Origin of the sequence: Amycolatopsis sp. A133 (genome assembly GCF_031082405.1) — a bacterium.
In the GTDB taxonomy this organism is placed as follows: Bacteria; Actinomycetota; Actinomycetes; order Mycobacteriales; family Pseudonocardiaceae; genus Amycolatopsis.
Window position 1 is genome coordinate 446,432 of the sequence record NZ_JAVHJU010000057.1, and the last position, 18,179, is coordinate 464,610.

General features: G+C 74.1%; 15 protein-coding genes. 9 read left to right on the forward strand and 6 right to left on the reverse strand.

The genetic code is table 11. The annotated features are described in order from the left end of the window. Position 1 precedes the first annotated feature (1 nt). The 3 genes from Q5425_RS34370 to Q5425_RS34380 all read right to left on the reverse strand — a co-directional run bounded on the left by Q5425_RS34370 (position 2) and on the right by Q5425_RS34380 (position 3,858). A complete protein-coding gene (locus Q5425_RS34370; protein WP_308676525.1) occupies positions 2–964 on the reverse strand; it encodes a phytoene/squalene synthase family protein in 963 nt (320 codons plus the stop codon). After that, positions 961–2,436 (reverse strand): phytoene desaturase family protein, encoded by a 1,476-nt coding sequence (crtI, locus tag Q5425_RS34375; RefSeq protein ID WP_308676526.1) that lies wholly within the window; start codon positions 2,434–2,436, stop codon positions 961–963. The genes Q5425_RS34370 and crtI overlap by 4 nt, the downstream gene beginning before the upstream one ends. Before the next feature lie 321 nt (positions 2,437–2,757). Continuing rightward, complete coding sequence (locus Q5425_RS34380; RefSeq protein WP_308676527.1) at positions 2,758–3,858, reverse strand: polyprenyl synthetase family protein; 1,101 nt, start codon at positions 3,856–3,858, stop codon at positions 2,758–2,760. Positions 3,859–4,184: 326 nt separating this feature from the next. Between Q5425_RS34380 and Q5425_RS34385 the strand changes: the two genes are divergently transcribed. From Q5425_RS34385 to Q5425_RS34395, 3 genes are all read left to right on the forward strand, one after another. Beyond that, a complete protein-coding gene (locus Q5425_RS34385) occupies positions 4,185–5,003 on the forward strand; it encodes a carotenoid biosynthesis protein (protein WP_308676528.1) in 819 nt (272 codons plus the stop codon). Beyond that, positions 4,982–6,106 (forward strand): glycosyltransferase family 2 protein, encoded by a 1,125-nt coding sequence (locus tag Q5425_RS34390; RefSeq protein WP_308676529.1) that lies wholly within the window; start codon positions 4,982–4,984, stop codon positions 6,104–6,106. Before Q5425_RS34385 ends, Q5425_RS34390 begins: the two co-directional genes overlap by 22 nt. A gap of 109 nt (positions 6,107–6,215) precedes the next feature. Further along, positions 6,216–7,727 carry a phytoene desaturase family protein gene (locus tag Q5425_RS34395; RefSeq protein WP_396135300.1) on the forward strand — a complete coding sequence of 504 codons (1,512 nt, stop codon included), beginning with the start codon at positions 6,216–6,218 and terminating at the stop codon, positions 7,725–7,727. A gap of 118 nt (positions 7,728–7,845) precedes the next feature. Here Q5425_RS34395 and Q5425_RS34400 read toward each other — a convergent pair whose 3' ends face one another. Beyond that, entirely contained in the window at positions 7,846–8,472 is a 627-nt protein-coding gene (locus tag Q5425_RS34400; protein ID WP_308676531.1) for a CDP-alcohol phosphatidyltransferase family protein, read from the reverse strand. On the opposite strand from Q5425_RS34400, the gene Q5425_RS34405 reads away from it, so the two are divergent. From Q5425_RS34405 to Q5425_RS34420, 4 genes are all read left to right on the forward strand, one after another. Next, positions 8,461–9,414: a YhjD/YihY/BrkB family envelope integrity protein gene (locus Q5425_RS34405; RefSeq protein WP_308676532.1), complete on the forward strand. Its 954-nt coding sequence runs from the start codon at positions 8,461–8,463 to the stop codon at positions 9,412–9,414. The genes Q5425_RS34400 and Q5425_RS34405 overlap by 12 nt on opposite strands. A gap of 269 nt (positions 9,415–9,683) precedes the next feature. Beyond that, positions 9,684–10,574 (forward strand): MerR family transcriptional regulator, encoded by an 891-nt coding sequence (locus Q5425_RS34410; protein ID WP_308676533.1) that lies wholly within the window; start codon positions 9,684–9,686, stop codon positions 10,572–10,574. A gap of 264 nt (positions 10,575–10,838) precedes the next feature. After that, entirely contained in the window at positions 10,839–11,849 is a 1,011-nt protein-coding gene (locus Q5425_RS34415; protein WP_308676534.1) for a DUF5914 domain-containing protein, read from the forward strand. 179 nt (positions 11,850–12,028) lie between these two features. Beyond that, positions 12,029–12,874, forward strand: coding sequence for an SGNH/GDSL hydrolase family protein (locus tag Q5425_RS34420; protein WP_308676535.1), 846 nt, complete (start codon positions 12,029–12,031; stop codon positions 12,872–12,874). 252 nt (positions 12,875–13,126) lie between these two features. Here the strand turns inward: Q5425_RS34420 and Q5425_RS34425 are convergent, their stop codons facing one another. Beyond that, positions 13,127–13,717 (reverse strand): TetR/AcrR family transcriptional regulator, encoded by a 591-nt coding sequence (locus Q5425_RS34425; RefSeq protein ID WP_308676536.1) that lies wholly within the window; start codon positions 13,715–13,717, stop codon positions 13,127–13,129. A 77-nt stretch (positions 13,718–13,794) separates the two neighbouring features. Between Q5425_RS34425 and Q5425_RS34430 the strand changes: the two genes are divergently transcribed. Together Q5425_RS34430 and Q5425_RS34435 are read left to right on the forward strand one after the other, a co-directional pair. Then, positions 13,795–14,163, forward strand: a complete 369-nt coding sequence (locus tag Q5425_RS34430; protein ID WP_308676537.1) for a DUF1330 domain-containing protein — start codon at positions 13,795–13,797, stop codon at positions 14,161–14,163. Further along, positions 14,163–14,906 (forward strand): alpha/beta hydrolase, encoded by a 744-nt coding sequence (locus Q5425_RS34435; protein WP_308676538.1) that lies wholly within the window; start codon positions 14,163–14,165, stop codon positions 14,904–14,906. The genes Q5425_RS34430 and Q5425_RS34435 overlap by 1 nt, the downstream gene beginning before the upstream one ends. A gap of 139 nt (positions 14,907–15,045) precedes the next feature. On the opposite strand, the gene Q5425_RS34440 is transcribed toward Q5425_RS34435, so the two are convergent. After that, positions 15,046–18,090, reverse strand: coding sequence for an MGH1-like glycoside hydrolase domain-containing protein (locus Q5425_RS34440; protein ID WP_308676539.1), 3,045 nt, complete (start codon positions 18,088–18,090; stop codon positions 15,046–15,048). Between the last annotated feature and the right edge of the window lie 89 nt (positions 18,091–18,179).

Sequence of the window (18,179 nt, forward strand, 5' to 3'; positions counted from 1 at the left end):
CTCAGCCCACCGCCACCGGGAGCGCCGGCGCGGGGTGGCGCCGCCGGGCCCACTGCGTGCGCGCGACCGCACCGCACGCGACCGCGAGCCGCTGCCCGCGGGAGACGGCCGCGCGGCCGGCGAAAACGTCGTGGCCGGCGTCTTCGATGCGGTCGAGGATGCCTCCGTACAGCGTCGCCGCCGTGGCCACGCACGGGCGGGAAACCGGGTGCAGCATGGCGATGCCCGGTTCGGCCTCGGCGTAGACGTCGCGGGTCACGGCGATCTGGTTGCGGATCGCGGCCCGCACCGGCTGGTCGGCCTGCCCCCGAGCGGCGCACCAGGCCAGCCGTTCGCGGTCGACGCCGTGGACGGCCAGCTCGTCGGCGGGCAGGTAGACGCGCCCGCGGGCCAGGTCCTCGGCGACGTCGCGCAGGAAGTTGGTGAGCTGGAACGCTTTGCCGAGCGCGGCGGCCCTCGGCTCGGCCTCCTCGCGCGGCGCGACGAAGCCGAGCACCGGCAGCACCTGCAGCCCGATCACCTCGGCCGAGCCGTGGACGTAGGTGTCGAGCTCCTCGCGGGTGGCGTAGCCGGCGACGCTGAGGTCCATCCGCATCGAGGTGAAGAACGCCTCGAAGTACGCCTTCGCGAGGGTGTAGCGGGCCGCCGTGTCGATCACCGCGGTCAGCAGCGGGTCGTCGCTCGCGCCGGCGTCGAGGTCGGCCAGGAAGCGCTTTTCGACCTCCGCCAGGCGGGCGTCGAGCGTTTCGGGGGTGGCGTCGTCGTCCGGCTCGTCGACGATGTCGTCGAGCCAGCGGGCGAAGCCGTAGAGCGCGTGGATCGCCGGCCGCTGCGCCGGGGTCAGCATCCGCGTCGCGAGGAAGTACGTGCGGCCGTGCCGGGCGTTGAGCTCGCGGCACCACGTGTAGGCCGCGCGCAGGCCGGGGTCGGTGATGCCGGCGGCGTCGAGTTCGCGTCGGGTCATGGGGTTCCTCCGGTGATCCGGTCGGCGGCGAGCCTGCCGGAGATCAGCACGGTCGGCACGCCGACGCCGGGGACGGTGGCGCCGCCGGCCAGGACGACGTTGTCCGTGCCGCGGGGGAGGTTCCGCGGCCGGAACGGTCCGGTTTGGACGAACGAGTGCGCGTAGCTGAACGGCGTCCCGGCGACCAGGCCGCGGTCCGCCCATTCAGCCGGGCCGATGACGTGGGTGAATTCCGGTTCGAAGCCGGGCAGGAGCCGCTCACGGGCCACGTCGAGGACCTCTTCCGCATACGAGCCCGACTCGGCGGTCCAGTCCGCGGGTCCGCGGTCGAGGTTGGGCACCGGGGCGAGGATCGAGTAGAGCTCGCGGCCGGGCGGGGCGAGCCCGGGATCGGTCGCGGTCGGGCGCGTGACGAGCAGCGACGGGTCGCTCATCCGCCTGCCCTGGACGATGAGCTCGTCGAACGTCGACCGCCACCCGTGCCCGAAGGAGATCGTGTGGTGGCCGACCTCGGAACGGCCGGCGGGACCGCCGGCGTGCACGACGAGCGCCGACGGCGCGGCCCGGAGCGGGACGGGCCGTCGTGGACGTCGTCCGAGCAGCCGGTAGCTCTCGGGCAGTTCGGTGGTGAGGACGACGGCGTCGCACGGGTAGCGGGCCCCGGAAGCGGTCCGGACCGCGGTGACGCGGGCCCCGGCGCGTTCGAGCTCGCTCACGGAGTCGCCGTAGCCGAACTTCACCCCGGCATCGGCCGCGACGCGGGCCAGCGCCTGCGGCAGGGCCGCGATGCCGCCGGGCGGGAAGTACACCCCGCCGACGGTGTCCATGTAGGAGATGACCGCGTACAGGGCCAGCGCCCGCATCGGGGACTCGCCGGCGTAGAGCGCCTGGAAGGTGAACACCCGCTTCAGCCGCTCGTCGGAGAGGAACCGGCCGACCTGGCCGTCCAGCCGCCGGAACCCGCCCAGCGCCACGAGCCGGGCCAGTTCCGGCCGGACCATGCCGAGCGGGGAGTCGATGTTGGCGTTGATGAACCGGCCGAACTCGGCGCGGTAGAGCTGGGTCAGCCAGTCCCGCAGCCGGGTGTAGCCGGCGGCCTCGGCGGGCCCGGCGAACTCCCGGACGGCATCGGCCATGGCGGCGCCGTCGGTGTGCACGGGCAGCGTGCTGCCGTCGGCGAACCGCGCGACGTACGCCGGGTCGAGCCGGGTCAGGGGGAGTTCGGTGGCGAGGGCCGCGCCAACCGCCCCGAAGGTGTCGGCGAGGATCGAGGGCATGGTGAGCACGGTGGGCCCGGTGTCGAGCAGGTAGCCGTGGTGTTCGACCCGCCCGGCCCGGCCACCGGGACCGGGATCCCGTTCGAGAACGGTGACTTCCCGCCCGCGGCCGGCGAGGTGCAGGGCCGCGGCGAGGCCGGACAGGCCCGCGCCTACGACGACTACGCGGTCGGCCGGCCCGGGCACGGTCTTCATCGGACGCACTCCGTGCCTCGGGCGGCGGGTAGGTCGCGGGCCGGTCGTTGGATCACCGCGGCGGGGGCTGCGGGGGCGGCTGGCAGGTCGCGAACCGGTCGTTGGATCACCGCGGGGGCAGAGGCCGCGAGCAGATCACCTGCGTGCCGTGGGATCACCGCGGGCCTGGGGGTTGCGTGGGTTCGTCGGCGGATCGGTTCGCTCCTCATCGGTGGTGCTCCGTGGGGCGGGCTGTGTGGGCGGCGGGCAAATCACCTGCGTGCCGCGGGATCACCGCGGGCCTGGAGGTTGCGTCGATTTGTTCGCGGATCAGCTCGCTCCTCATCGGTCGCGCTCCGTGCACCTGGCCGCGAGGGCGGCGAGCAAATCGCCCGCGTGGCGCGGGACCACCGCGGGGTCGATCGCCGCCAGGGCTTTGTCCGCTCGTTCCCTGATCAGCTCGCCCAGGCGTTCGCGCGCGCCCGTGGCCACGATCAGCTCGCGCCAGCGGTGCACCGCCTCGTCGTCCACCGTGGGGAGGTCGAGCAGCTCGGCGAGCTCGGTCTGCCCGCGCCGGTCGGCCATGGCCGCGGCGAGCACCACCACGCTCGAGGCCTTGCGGTCGCGCAGGTCCTGGCCGGCCGGCTTGCCCGTCACCGCCGGCTCGCCGAACACGCCCAGCAGGTCGTCGCGCAGCTGGAACGCCTCGCCCACCAGGCCGCCGTACTCGGCCAGCCCCGCCATCAGCTCCGGGCCGCAGCCGGCCAGCGCCGCACCGAATTCCAGGGGCCGCCGCACCGTGTAGTTGCCGGACTTGCGGCGCAGGACGTCGAGCAGGGTGTCCCAGCTCGGCAACGCCCGCGCGTCGTTCACCAGGTCGGCGAGCTGGCCGACCGCCAGCTCCGCCCGCATCGCGTCGTAGTGCGCCCAGCCGCGCGCCAGCTGCGCCGCCGCCACGCCGCTTTCGCGCAGCATCTGCTCGGACCACACCAGGAAGAGGTCGCCGAACAGGATCGCCGCGGACTCGCCGAACCGGGGTGCCGAGCCCGCCCAGCCCTGCTCCTCGTGCCACCGTGCGAACCGGACGTGCAGCGCGGTGCGGCCCCGGCGCAGCGGCGAGCCGTCCATCACGTCGTCCTGGACCAGGGCGAAACAATGCAGCAGTTCCAGCGCCGCGGCCGCGCGGATCGCGGCGTCGGATTCCGGCTGCCCGCACCGCCACCCCACGTACGCAAAAAGCGGGCGGAGGCATTTCCCGCCCGCCACGAACTCCGGCAGCGCGGTTTCCGCAAGCGCTCCCTCACTGCGCCCGGAGAAGTGTTCCGCCGCCCGGGCGCTCACAAAACCGTGCGCCTCGGCGAGGCAACGACGGCCCAGTGCGTCCAGCCGCTCGGCGGGTGCGTCGCCCACGGGGGCCACCCCCGTCGTCATGGTCGCGGTCATCAGCCGCCCTCCCGCTGTCAGCCTATTCGATTCGCAACCGTTTCACATGTGGTGTAGCTTGTCCACTTGAACCCGGTGAACACCAGGCCACCACCCCGAATCCGCCCGGTACGCCGGGCTGGGTGCCACGCTCTGCGCGGCAGGGTGGATCGGACCGGGAGCGACCTCACTGTGGCCGGGACGGCGATGCCACACGCCGCCCCGGCGGGTCCGCCGGCTGCTTCGGCGGGCCCGGCGCCCGGCGACGCCCCGCCCACACCGGGGCGTCGCCGGGTGTTTGTCGGGCATTTCAAGTCCCATTTCGCACCGATTTTCCCGAAGGGGTGATGGTTTCGCGGACTGCCGCATTCACCCGTCTCCGCCCGGCCGCGCCCGCGCTGGTCGCCTGGCTCTGCGCCGCGGCGACCGTGCTCTGCCAGATCCTCTACTCGGTCACCGAGCCCGGCGGCCGCACCCCGCTGACCGTCCTCACCGTGCTCTGCTTCGCCGCCGCGTCGCTCGCCGACGCGTGGTCGCGCGCCGGGGCCCGTGCGGTGGTCACGCTGGTGGCCGTGGCGGGCGGCGGCGGGCTGCTGGCCGAGGTGGCGGGCCTGCACACCGGGTTTCCCTTCGGGCACTACGAATACACCGGACTGCTCGGCTGGCCGGTCGCCGGCGTGCCGGGCATCGTCCCGCTGGCCTGGCTGATGATGGCGTGGCCGGCGTTGCTCGCCGGGCGCGCACTGGCGGTGAAGCCGGCGGGCGTGGTCGCGGTGGCGGCGGGCGCGCTGGCGGCGTGGGACGTCTTCCTCGACCCCCAGATGGTCGACGAAGGGTACTGGGTCTGGTCTTCGCCCGAGCCTTCGTTGCCGCTGGTGCACGGCATCCCGGTGACGAACTTCGCGGGCTGGCTGCTGGTCGCCGTGCTGATCCAGGCCGCGTTGCACCGGTGGGTGCCCCGGCCGCCGGACCCGATCCCCGATCCGGTCGCCGGCCCGGCGCCCGCGTTGTACCTCTGGACGTGGTTTTCCTCGGTGTGGGCGCACTTCGCGTTCTTCGGCAGGCCGTGGGTGGCCGTCGCCGGGGGCGTCCTCATGGGCGCGGTGGCCGTGCCGTTCGCCATCCGGCTGGGAAAGGGGTGGCGATGGGCTCGCGTGTCCGCCTGATCGTGCGCGCCGCCGCACTGGCCGCAGTCGCCGCTGCGGGGCATGCGGCGTACAACGCGCGGATCGTCCGCGCGCCGCGGGAAGGGCCGGCCCGGTGCCGCGAACCGGTGTCGATCCTGCTGCCCCTGCGCGACGAGGCCGCCCGCGTCGCCCCGGCGTTGCGCTCCCTGCTGGCGCAGCGCGGCCTCGACGACGCCGAAATCCTGGTGCTGGACGACGGTTCCACCGACGGCACGGCCGACGTCGTCCGCCGGATCGCCGGGCCGGACCCGCGGGTCACGCTGCTGACCGGGGCGGAGCCGCCGCCGGGGGTGCTGGGCAAACCGCACGCGTGTCACCAGCTCGCCCGGCGGGCGCGGGGGAGTGTGCTCGTCTGCGTCGACGCGGACGTCGTCCTGGCCCCCCACGCGGTCGCCGCCGCGGTGACGCTCCTGCGCGAAGCGGACCTCGACGCGGTTTCGCCGTTTCCCCGCCAGCGCGCCGAAGGGCTCGCCGCCCGGCTGGTGCAGCCGCTGCTGCAGTGGTCGTGGCTGGTGCTGCTGCCGTTGCGGCTCGCCGAGACGTCCCCGCGGCCGTCGCTCGCCGCCGCCAACGGCCAGTTCTTCGTCATCGACGCCGCGATGCTGCGCAAGTGCGGCGGGTTCGCCGCGGTCGCCGGCGAAGTGCTGGACGACATCGCGCTGATGCGCGCGGTGAAACGCGCCGGCGGCCGCGGGGTGGTCGCCGACGGCAGCGGGGTCGCGGAGTGCCACATGTACTCGACGTGGCCGCAGCTGCGGGACGGCTACACGAAGTCGCTCTGGTCGGCCACCGGCTCGGCCCCGGCGGCGCTGGTGATCGCGGGGCTGTTCCTCGTCGTGTGGGTGCTGCCGGCCGTAGCGGCTTTGGGCGGCTCGCGGGCCGGGATGGCCGGGTACGCGGCCGGCGTGGCCGGCCGCGTCGTGGCGGCTCGGCGCACCGGGGGCCGCGTGTGGCCGGACAGCCTGGCCCACCCCGTATCGGTGCTCGCGCTGACCGGGCTGATCGGCCGGTCGTGGCGAGCCCGGGCCACGGGCCGGCTGGTGTGGAAGGGACGTCCGGTGCCGGGAGGGGGTGCTGCGTGAGGGGCGTGGTGGCCGGTGGTGGCGCGGGGTCCGTGGCACGGCGGCTCGGTGGTGACCCGGCGTCCTCGGCGGGGCCGGTCCGACGGCACCGTCCGCTGCCGGGCGGGGGATGCGCGTGAGCGAGGTCGTGGTGGTCGGCGGCGGTATGGGCGGCCTGGCGTCGGCGGCCCGGCTCGCCGCCGCCGGGCACCGGGTGACCGTGCTGGAGCGATCGGCGGACTGCGGCGGCAAGCTCGGCACCCGCACGCGCGACGGTTTCACCTTCGACACCGGTCCTTCGCTGCTGACCCTGCCCTCGGTCTACCGCGAGCTCTTCGCGGCCACCGGCGCGGACCTGGACGACCTGGTCGACATCGTCCCGGTCGATCCGGCCTGCCGCTACCGGTTCGCCGACGGCACCGAACTGGCCGTGCCCCACGAGCGCGCGGCGGTGCCCGAAGCGCTCGAAGCGGCCTTCGGCGGTGGCGCCGGCGAAGAGTGGCGCGGGCTGATGCGCGACGCGGAACGGCTTTGGGGCCTGGTCGGCGAGCCGGTGCTGCGCCGCCCGTTGAACGGCCCCCGTGACCTGCTGCGGCACGCCAGGGGAATCCGGGACCTGGCCGCGATCGCGCCGTGGCGCACGTTGCGCGGGATCGGCCGCCGCCGGCTGAGCGACCCGCGCGCCCGGATGCTGCTGGACCGCTACGCGACCTACACCGGCTCGGACCCGCGGCGGCTGCCCGCCGTGCTCAGCGTCGTCCCGTTCGTGGAGCAGGAGTTCGGTGCGTGGCACGTCCGCGGCGGCCTGCGCCGGCTGGGGGACGCACTGGTGGCCCGGCTCGTCGCGATGGGGGTCGAAGTCCGGACGGGCGCGGAGGTCGCCGCGATCGAAACCGGCCCGGCGGGCGTCCGCGGGGTGCGGCTGACCGACGGCGAACGGCTCGCCGCCCCGGTCGTCGTGGCCAACGCGGACGCGACGCACGTCTACGACGATCTGCTCGACGACGCCCGGGCGCGGCGGGCCCTGCGGCGGACGCAGCCGTCCTTGGCCGGGTTCGTCCTGCTGCTCGCGTTGCGCGGCACAACACCGGATCCCAGTCACCACAGAGTGCTCTTCCCCGCTGATTACGACGCCGAATTCGACGCGATCTTCGGCCCGGCGCCCCGGCCGGTCGACGACCCCACGGTGTACCTCTGCGCACCCGACGACCCGCAGCTGCACCCGCCGGGCTGCGAAGCCTGGTTCGTGCTGGTGAACGCCCCGCGCCACGACCCGGTGTCCGGAGTGGACTGGACCACGCCGGGACGGGCGGAGCGCTACGCGGACCGGGTGCTCGACGTCCTCGCCGCCCGCGGCCTGGACGTGCGCGAACGCCTGCTGTGGCGCGAGATCCGCACACCGGCCGACCTGGAACGCGACACGGGCGCGCCGGGCGGGTCGATCTACGGATCATCGTCCAACGGCCCGCGCGCGGCGCTCTTGCGCCCGGCGAACGCGAGCCCGGTGCCCGGGTTGTACCTCGCCGGCGGATCGGCCCACCCCGGCGGCGGGCTGCCGTTGGTGGCGATGTCGGCGGAGATCGTGGCCGGGCTCGTCGGGCCGGCCGGGCAACCGGCGCGGAGAGGGCCCGGGGGCCGATGAGCGACGGGTCGAACGGTTCCGCATGTCACCGGTCAGCCGGGCTCGCCGGGTCGTCCGGACGCGACCTCCACCGTCAGCCGCGTTGCCCGGGCAGCCCGGACCCCGCGCCGTCCCACCGTCAGCCACGCCCCCCGAGCCCCCGCGCGACCCCCACCCACAGATGGGCCAGGCCGATGACCGACAGACCGGTTCCCAGTACCGCGCAGGTCGTGCCCCACGGCCAGCCCGTCCACGGGGTGCCGCCCGGAGCCAGCGCGGCTCCGGTGACCGCGACCGCCGCCACGACCAGCCGCGTCGGGCGCTCGGCGACGGTGATCGCCCCTGCCCCTCGCAGGCCCGCGGCCTGCGCGCGGGCGCGGACGTACTCGTGCAGCAGGAGCAGCGCCGCCATCGCCGCGCACCACGCTCCGGGTGCTCCCAGGACGAACAACACCGCCACGAAGCACAGTTCGGTCAGCCGGTCGGAGGCCGCGTCGAGGACGGCGCCCAGCGGGCGGGCGCGTCCGGTGCGCAACGCGACCGCGCCGTCCAGGCCGTCGAAGATCCCCGTGGCCACGATCGCCGCGAGGGCGAGCCACAGCGCGTCGCCACCCAGTGAGGCGAGCCAGACCGCGGCCGCCGCGCTCAGCACCCCGCAGCCGGTGAGCACGTCGGGGGGCACGCCGAGCAGCGGGCGGGCCAGCAGGTGGATCGCCCGCAGCCAGCCGACGGCGAGCGCGCTGCCGGACACGTCGTGCTCGTGCACGCGGGACCACCCCGCCACGCCGTCGTCCTCCTCGCGGTCCGGGGCGACGGCGTGAGCGCCCGGGAGGTGGCCCGCCGGGCGGTCGTGGTCCTGCGGGACGCCGGCCGGGAACTCCGTGGCCGCGACCTGTCCCTGTGGGCCGCCGGCGTCACCTTCTTCGCCGTGCTGGCGGTCGTCCCGCTGGCGCTGGTCGCCCTGCGGGGCGCCGCGTTCCTCGGGTCGGCGGGGTTCGTCCGCCACGGCGTCGCGCGCTGGGTGGACGCGCTGCCCCCCGGCCACGGACCGGGACCGGCGCTCGAAGCCCTGGCCTCGGCCGCGCTCGAAACCCCGTGGACCGCGCTGATCGTCACCCTGCTGCCGGCCACCTTCTACGGCGAAGGCCTGCTGCGCGGCTTGGTCCAGGTCGCCAGACGGCCCGCCGGCGCCCTCGTCGGCTGGCGCGGGCGGCTGATGTTCGTGCCCGTCCTGATCCTCAGCCCGACCTTGGCGATCGCGCCGCTGGCCACCGCCGACACGGTGGCCGGCCTCTACACGCGTGGCGGCTGGCCGACGTTCTGGGGCATCGCGCTGTCGTTCCACATCGACTGGCTGATCATCGCGGTGGTGACCGCGATCGTGTTCGCCGGCAGCGCCCCGCGCGGTGTGCGCCGCGGGCCGCTGGTGGCGGGTGCGTTCGCCGTGGCCGCCGTGCTCGCGGGGTTCTTCCACGGGTTCCTCCTGTTCCTGGCCATCCCGCTCGACTGGAGCGTGCCGTTCGGCGGCCTCGCGCCGGTCGGTGCGGTGTCGGCGTTGGTCCTGTGGCTCTACCTGCTCCACGTGCTGCTCCTGCTCGGCTACCGGGTGACGCTCAGCGCCGAGCGCACGCGCCTCGGGGCGACCGAGCCTCCGGAAAACGATGCAGAAACGAGCCGGACGTGGGAGCATTCCCGCAGCCTCGCCTGAGTCGGCCGGCTTCGCTGGACGACCGTCACTTCCAAGCGTTGCACAAGCGCGTCGTCCGCTCTGAGCGGCCGGTCGCGCCTCGAATAAACTGTGATTCGAGTCACAAAGGTCCCCTCCTGGGGTGCTTCTCGGCCACGGGGAGTGTCGAACGGCCGTCGGATGCCGTATCCGTTAGAGCGGACACAGCCGATCGCAGGCTGTTCCGCCGGGACGTCACCGCCTGGTGGCCGCACCGGTGGACGTCCCTGGCGTGTGGGAACGTGGTGTTGATGGACGTCGACGCGGTGAGTGGCCGGGACGGGCCCCGGGCCGGGGGTTCGTGGACGCCGGGCAAGGTCGCCGAACTGCTGGGCGTCTCGCCGGTGACGCTGCGCACCTGGGCCGCGCGCTACGGGGTCGGCCCGACGCTGCGCGACGACGGCAGGCACCGGCGCTACTCCGACGCCGACGTCCGCCGCCTGCAGTACATGCAGCGGCTCATCGACCGGGGCATGCGGGCCCGCGAAGCTGCCGCGGCCGCGTTTTCCGGGGTCGAGGACGCGGTTCCGGAGGTCTCGGTCGACCGGCTCATCGAGGAGCTCGAGCGGGCCGCGGAGGGCCTCGAATTCGGCTCGCTGGCCGCGCTGCTGGACGAAACGCTGGACGCGCTCGGCCCCGCCGCGGCGTGGACCGAGGTGCTGGTCCCGGTGCTGCGCCACCTCGGCGGCCGCTGGCTGCGCGGCGACGTGTGCTTCGAGACCGAATGGGCGCTGACCGGGGAGATTTCGCTCGCCCTGCAGCGCTACAGCGCCAGGTTCGCGAACACCCCGCCCGGCCGGGCGGTGCTGCTGGCCTGCTGCCCGGAGGAGCGGCACAGCCTGCCGATGGAGGTGCTGCGGGCGGCCATGGTGGAGGTCGGCATCCCGGCGGTCTACCTGGGCCAGATGGTCCCGGCCGAGACGACGCTCGCGATCGCGGCCAAGCTCGACCCGGTCGTGCTGTTCCTGTGGTCGATGTCCGCTGACACGATCGACGACTCGCTGGTCCAGCGCCTCCGGCGGAGTGGTTTCGACATCGCCGTGGCCGGGCCGGGGTGGGGCGACCCCGCCGAGCGGGAGGTGGCTTGGGTCAACGACCTGGCCGGGGCGCTGGATCTGGCCTCGGAGCGCCTGAAGGCGTGAACCGTGTCGAGGTGGCGCGGGCCGGTGCCCTGGCGACCGCTCCCGACCTGGCCGCTGAGCCCTGAAGGCGTGAGCCGCGCCAAGGCGGAACCCTGCCACGGGCCCGGTGCCTTGGCGACCGCTCCCGACCTGGCCGCCGAACCCCTGAAGGCGTGAACCCGCACCCACCGTCCCCCCGAAAGCGTTGCGGAATCGCTCCAGATGGCCGAGGATGGCTCGCGTGCCGGTCTGCTCGGCCGGCCTTTCCAGGCGGGAGCGTGTCCGGTGGACCTCAAACGGCAGGTGATCGAGCGCTGGCCGGCGCGGTGGCCGGTGCAGCCGTTCCGGGAGCCGGCGTGGGCTCGCCAGGAACCGACCTACGCCGACTGCAGCCCCGCCCTCATCGAAGCCGCGGTCAAACGGGCGGGCGCCCGGCCGTCGGGTAACTGGTTCGTCTTCGCCGCCGGGCGTGAAGTGCGGGCCGACCGGCCGCTCGGCGTCCGCGTGGGCGGCCGGGAACTGGTCGCGTGGCGCGGGCCGGACGGTGCGCTGGTCGTCGGTCCCGGTGCGTGCCCCCACCTCGGTGCTCCGCTGGACCAGGCGCGCGTGCACTGCGGTGAGCTGGTCTGCCGGTGGCACGGCCTGCGCGTCGGTGCCGGCCGCCCCGGGTGGACGGCCCTGCCGTCCTACGACGACGGCGTCCTGGCGTGGGTCCGGCTCGACCGGGCCGGCGGCGAACCACCCACCGATCGCCCGGTCGTGCCCGTCCGCCCGGACGGCACCACGGTCGACGCGGTCGCGACGCTGGCCGGCGTCTGCGAGCCCGAAGACGTCGTCGCCAACCGCCTCGACCCGTGGCACGGCGCCTGGTTCCACCCGTACTCGTTCGCGCGGCTGCGGGTGCTTTCGGCGCCGCAGGGGGTCGACGTCGCGGAGGCCGACGACCGGTTCGTCGTCGAGGTGACGTTCCGGCTCGCGGGCAAGATCGGCGTCCCGGTGGTCGCCGAATTCACCTGTCCCGGCCCGCGCACGGTCCTGATGACCATTGTGGACGGTGAGGGCACCGGCAGTGTGGTGGAGACCCACGCGACCCCGCTCGGCCCCGGCCCCGACGGCCGCCCGCGCACGGCGGTGATCGAAGCGACGATCGCCGCGTCCGGCCGGCCGGGCTTCGCCAAGGCGGCCCGGATGGCGCCGGTGCTGCGGCCGCTCATGCGCCGCGCCGCCGCCCGGTTGTGGCGGGACGACCTCGCCTACGCCGAACGGCGTTACGCGCTGCGGGACGATCACCGCTGACCCGCCGCGCCCTTCGGCGGTCCGGACGGTAACCCCTTCGACATCTTCGACCCCTTCGACTTCTTCGACGAGTCCGGCCTTGCGCCGGGCGGGACACTGGACTTGCGCTACCGCGTCGTCGTCGCCGGCGGCGCCTGGAACCGTGCCCGGCTCGAATCCTGTGTGGAGGGACATCCGTGGTGAAGAACAAAGTACGCACTGCTGTTGTGGCTTTTTCGGTGCTGCTGAGCACGCCGCTGGTGGTGGGGGAGGGGACGGCCGCCGCGTCGCCCTGTGCGGCCGGCACGGCGGTGACGAAGACGGCGGCGGCCCCGGTCAAGGTGTGGCTGGCGGGCGACTCGACGATGGCGGACCCGAAGTCGGCCTGCCCGGTGGGCTGGGGCAGCCGCTTCGACCGGCTGTTCACCGACGACGTGACGGTCGTCAACAAGGCGGTGGCGGGGCGCAGCGTCCAGACGTGGTTGTACGAGTCGAACGTGACCGGGACGAAGGACTCGTCCGGTGAGTGCGTGGTGAACCCGAAGACGTACGCCCAGCGCTGGCTGGACATGCTCGACCCGGCGCAGGGCATGCACGCGGGCGACTACCTGGTCGTCCAGTTCGGCATCAACGACGGCGACCCGAACTGCCCCCGCCACGTCGGCCGCGCCCGCTACCAGAGCCTCCTGACGACGATGGCCAAGGCGGCCCAGGACCGAGGAGCCCACCCGATCCTGCTGACCCCGGTCGCGGCGATCACGTGCAACGGCAGCACGGCGGTCGGCAACCGCGGCTTCCTGACCGAAACCTCGGCGGCGGCCACGGCGACGGCAGCCCCGCTGATCGACCTGCACAGGCTGAGCTACACGCTGTACAACACGCTGAAGCTGTGCCCGAACGACGGCGATTACACGAAGGGAGCGGTGGGCGCGTTCTTCTGCAACGACCACACGCACTTCGAAGCCGCGGGCGCGGACAAGATCGCCGGGGTGGTGGCGAAGGCGTTGCGGGATCAGGGGATTTCGTTGGCGAGCTATCTCAGGTAGGCGGGCCGGGCGGGCCGGCGTCAGCCGGTTCCGCCCTCGCCGCGGATGGGCCGCTCGTGGCGCACGAGTGGGTCATCTCCGATTCCTGGTGGGCCGTCTCTCGATCCGTGGCGATCAGGCGTCGGACGAGCTCCGGTTCATCGATGATGACTCGCCCGAGTGTGCCCGTCCTCCTTCGGTAGGCAAAGCCTGCGAAGTCACTCAGTCGTCTGGCGCGACAGCTTGTTGCGAAGGTGACCAAATCGCCATCGCTCACCGCCGGAGGGCCCGCCTCCACGAGCCGGTGACGCTCCGGCGCAGCTTCTCCGTGTCGACACTGCCCGGATCCAGCAGCCGCTGCAACGCGATCCCGCGCAGCTGCCCGACGACGGCGATCGCGACCTCGTCCGCGACGGCGCTTTCCACGATCGTGCCGTCCGCGATGCCCGCCTCGACGTCTTCGGCCAGGTCGGCGCGGAAGGCCGCGTCCCGCTCGCGGAAGATCGGGGCCAGTTCCGGCTGGGTGGCCGATTCCGCCCACAGCAGCAGGAACGCCTGGTTGAACACCGCGATCCGGCCGAGCTCGCCGAGGTAGCCGTCGATCAGCCGCAGCAGGCGGTCGAGGCCCGGCGGCTCGTTCTCGAGGCCCGGGACGAATCCGGCCTGCGTGGCGCGCGCCAGCCGTTCGACCAGTGCCTGCTTCGCGCCGAAGTGGTGGGTGACGATGCCGCGGCTGTAGCCGGCTCGCTCGCCGACGCGGGCGAGGGTCAGCGAACGGACGCCCTGCTCGACGACGAGCTCGGCGGCGGCGGTCAGCAATGCGGTTTCGGCCTGGTCGCGGCGTTCCTGCTGGGTGCGGCGCATGTCCGGAGTCTAGCAAAGTAACTTGCGTGTTGACCGACAAGTAAGTGTAGGGTGGCGGCGAGACCCAGGAGGTTCCGATGATCAAAATCGAAGACCACGCCCTCGACACGCTGCTCGCCGACGACCCGGGTGGCCCGGTCGTGATGCTCAACCTGCTGCGGTTCCGCCCGGACGGCGGGCGCGAGAGCTACCAGCGCTACGCCGAAGCTCTCCGGAAGGAGCTCAACGCCCGGTACGGCCTGGAGGTGGAATACCTCGGCCACGGCGGCCGGGCGCTCGTCGCCGAAGACGGGCAGGCCTGGGACATGGTGGCGCTGGTCCGCTACCCGGACCGGCAGGCGTTCGCCGCCATGGTCCGCAATCCCGACTACCGGGCGATCACCCACCTGCGCACCGAGGCGCTGGTGGAATCGGTCCTGCAGCCGACCACGCCGGTGGGGGCCTGATGCCCGCGGTGTTCGTCCACGGCAACCCCGAGACCCCGGCGGTCTGGGACCTGCTGCTGGCCGAGCTGACGCCGTCGCGGCCCGATCTGGTCTGCCTTTCCCCGCCCGGCTTCGGCGCGCCCTTGCCCGCCGGGTTCGCCGCCACCCCCGCCGGCTACCGGGACTGGCTGGCCGGCGAGCTCGCGGCGTTCGGCGAGCCGGTGGACCTGGTGGGCCACGACTTCGGCGGCGGGCACGTCGTGAACGTCGTGCTGAGTCACCCGCACCTGGTCCGCAGCTGGGTCAGCGACGCGCTCGGGATGTACGACCCGGGCTACGAGTGGCACGAACTCGCCCGTCGCTGGCGGACCCCGGGCATCGGCGAGGCCGACGTCGCGGCGCGGTTCGGTGGCCCGCTCGAGGAGCGCACGGCGGTCCTGGTGGAACGGGGCATGGCCCGGGCGGTCGCGGCCCGCGTCGCGGCGGGCCAGGACGAGGAGATGGGCCGTGCGGTGCTCACCCTGTACCGGTCGGCCGACGTGCCCGGCCTGGGGCTGCCGCTGGAACGCGCGGCGGCCCGCCCGGGCCTCGCCATCCTGGCCACGGCCGACCACGTCGCCGGCAGCGAAGACCAACGGCGCCGGTCGGCCGCCCGTGCGGGAGCCCGCGTCGCCGTCCTCGACGGTCTGGGCCACTGGTGGATGACCCACGAGCCGGCCCGCGCCGCCGCGGCGCTGACCGGGTTCTGGGCGACGATCGGCTGAGGAGCAGCGGGGGGTGCAGGTCAACCCGGCCGGTGGCCGGGCCGCTCCGGTGGCGACGGCGCCCCAGGTCGTCGCCGCCCCGGCGGCCACGCCGGTGACTCGAAGCGCTCCCCGCCCCCGCCGGTTTTCAACCCCCTCCTTAAGCCGGCCCGCGCGCCACGACGGTCAGCCGGTCGAGCGTGAGCCGGCCCGTGGTCAGCCGCAGGCCGATCGCGGGGGACCAGCCGGCGAGCCGCTGGGGGCCGACGGCCGCGCCCGCCGGGATCGTGCGCAGCAGCCGCCACTGCCCCTGGTGGCCCAGCCAGCTCGTCAGCGTGCCCCGGTGGTCGGCCACGACCGCGAACCGGTCGCCCGGGGTCCACGTGACGGAGGCACAGCACCCGCCGGTCGCGTCGTCGCCGTGGTCGCGCCCGTCCGCCCGCACGTCCGCGCCGGACGTGCCGAAGTGGTGGTTGTACCAGGCCAGGGCCAGGTCGTCGGGTCCCGCGGCGCGGCCGAGGAGCACGCTGTCCTCCGGGGCGCCGCCGGCGAACGCGCGGGGTTCGAGGATCACGGCGAAATCGCCGGCCGGTGCGGGCACCGGCGCCACGAGCACGGCCGAGGACTGCCGGCTCGCCGAGGCGACCAAGGCGCCGTCCGCCTGGGTGAGTTCGGGGACGGGCTCCCCGAACCGCGCGCCGATCCGGTAGGCACCCGGCCGGTCCGCGGTGAAGTCGTCGTCCCAGACCGGCGTGCCGAAGTCGGCGGGGTCGAACGCGACCTCCGCCCGCACCACGTCCGCGGTGCTGCGCACCGGGGTGCCGTGGTCGAGCGTGGTGACCAGCAGCCGCACCGGGGCCCGGGTGCCCACCGGCACGTCCGCGGGGGCCGACACGCGCCACCGCAGCGGCACCGCCCGCCCGGGGGTGAGCCGCAGGTCGCCGCCCGGGCCGATCGGCTGGGCCGTCCAGCCGCGGGGCAGCGTGAGCGCGGGCCGCACGGTCATCGCCTGCGAGCTCCGGACCGAACCGCCGATCTCGGCCGTCTGCCCGGGCCGGATCCGCGCCGGGTCGTCTTGGAGGCGGACGGCGAGCCGGTCGTCCTCGGCGCGCCACGCCTGCACCGCCGTGATGCCCACCGCCCCACCGTCCACTCTGGACGGGAGAACGCGGAGCCCGTCGGTGCGGACCGGCGGCCGGACGACGACGCGGTTCGGCCTGCCCCGCACCGGCGCGCCCGGTTCCCGTTGCTGACCGGGCACATCGGCCCACGACCCGTCCGCGGTGCGGTACTGCAGGGCGTAGCCGTCCGGGGTGCGGACACCGCCGCCGTCGTCGTAGAAGGAGAGCCGGACGTCGGAGACGTCGGTGGCCGCGCCGAGGTCGACCGCCAGCCAGTCGCTCCGGTTCGGGCTGCCGTAGCTGGTCCAGCGCGTCGACGGGACGGCGAGGGCGAAGTCTTGGCCGTCGACGGCGTTCGCCGGGCTGTCCCCGCGCCAGGTGTAGGAGGCCGAGGCCGCCGGATAGCCGGTGCGGTCGATGTTCGCGAGGTCGTCGACGACGTGGGCGGCGTCGGCGGCCCGGCCGGGGCGCACCGGCACGTCGACCGCCGTCAGGCCGGCCTGGCGGTGCACGAGCTTGCCGTCCAGCCAGACGCTCAGCCCGGCGCCCTGCCGGTAGACGTGGCCGTCACGGTCCCACGCGACCGTCAGGTTGCGTCCGTGGTAGGGCACGTTTTCGACGGCGAAGTGGTCCCAAGCAGACGGTACGAGCGGCGCGAGCCGCACGTGGTCGCCCTGCTGGGGCCGGATGCCGAGCAGCCCCGACAGCACCAGGTCGTCGAACGTCGAGTGGTTGTAGTCCTCGCTGTGCCCGGGGGAGTCGTACAGCCAGCGGTCTTCGTCCGGTGAGTGCGCTTCGGCGACGTACGGACGGCCGTTCTTCCGCTGGGTGAGGGCATACCCGCGCAGCAGGGTGTAGTAGTCCTGCGCGGAGACGTAGGGCTGCGGGGGATAGTCGACGAGCAGGTTCGCCAGCGCGGTGAGCGTCTGGCTGGTGGCGTAGGGCCAGCTGGGACCCGACCAGCGGCAGCACCCCACGAGCGCGTCGTGCATGAACCACGGGCTCCGCCGTTCCACGGTGGTGGGCCCGAAGGGGGCCGCGAACCCCGCCGGATCGGTGAGCTGCGCCCACGCGGCGGCGGCACCGGCCGGGGCCATGTGGAAGTACCAGGGCACGAACCCCATCTGCTCCCGGTCCGCGATCTTGGTGCGCTCGGGGTTGCCGTCCCGCATCACGTGCTTGTAGAACCGGTCGCCGCTGTCCCACAGGGACCGGTCCTGGTTCGCCTGCAGGCTGCGGGCCTGCTGTTCGTACCGGTCGGCGAGCTGCCGGTCGCCGGGAGCGCCGCGCCGGCGCAGGAGGTTCGCGATGGCCAGCGCGTCGCCGTACTGGTAGGCGTTGAGAGTGGGGCGGAAGCCCGCTCCGCCGTGGTAGGGGTCGGGGCTCTGGTAGGAGCTCGCGGTGTACTCCATGGCGTCCCACACGGGTACCTGCCAGTAGAGCCCGAGCTGCGGGTCGAACTGGGGCGACCAGGCGGCCCACTGCCGTTGCAGTTCGGGGATCCGGTCGACGGCGAACCCCCACCGGCCGTCGACGGCGGCCCGGGCGAGCACGGCGTCGGCGGCCCAGAACGAGTACTCGTGGGCCCAGTCGGTGGTGTTCTCGTTGAGGCCGTCGGTGGCCGGCTTGGGCCCCGCGCCGCTGCCGCGCAGCCAGTAGTCGACGTAGTCGTCGAGGTACCGGTGGTCGCGCAGCCACCGCCCCTCGTAGAGGTGGTGCCCGGCGGCGGCGTCGATCCCGCCGCCGGGGGCGGAGTAGCCGACCGGGCCGAGGAATTCCGAGACGATCCAGCCGTCCTCCGGGCCGGTGTACTTGAGGGCTTCCTTGTAGGTGCGCCACCGGTAGTAGTAGGTGTCTTCGATCGCCTGGTCCGGCAGGTCGACGAAGGGGATGTTGGCCTCGTACCAGCCGGGATCGTCGAAGCCGGCCAGTTTCCCGGCGTGGTCGAGCAGGTGCGTGCCGGGCCCGGTGTCCGGGTACACCGGCGGCGGCGGGCCGGGCTCGCCCGCCGAGGCGGGGATCACGGCGGCGGACAGGGTGACGACGGTGGTCAGAACCGTGCACAGACGTCGAAGCGAGCGCATGCCGACGCTCCTCGTGATCCGGGGACCGGTGTGGGGAGACGGTAGCCGAGCCGATACAACGTTGTAAATAGCGCTTTACAACGTTGTAT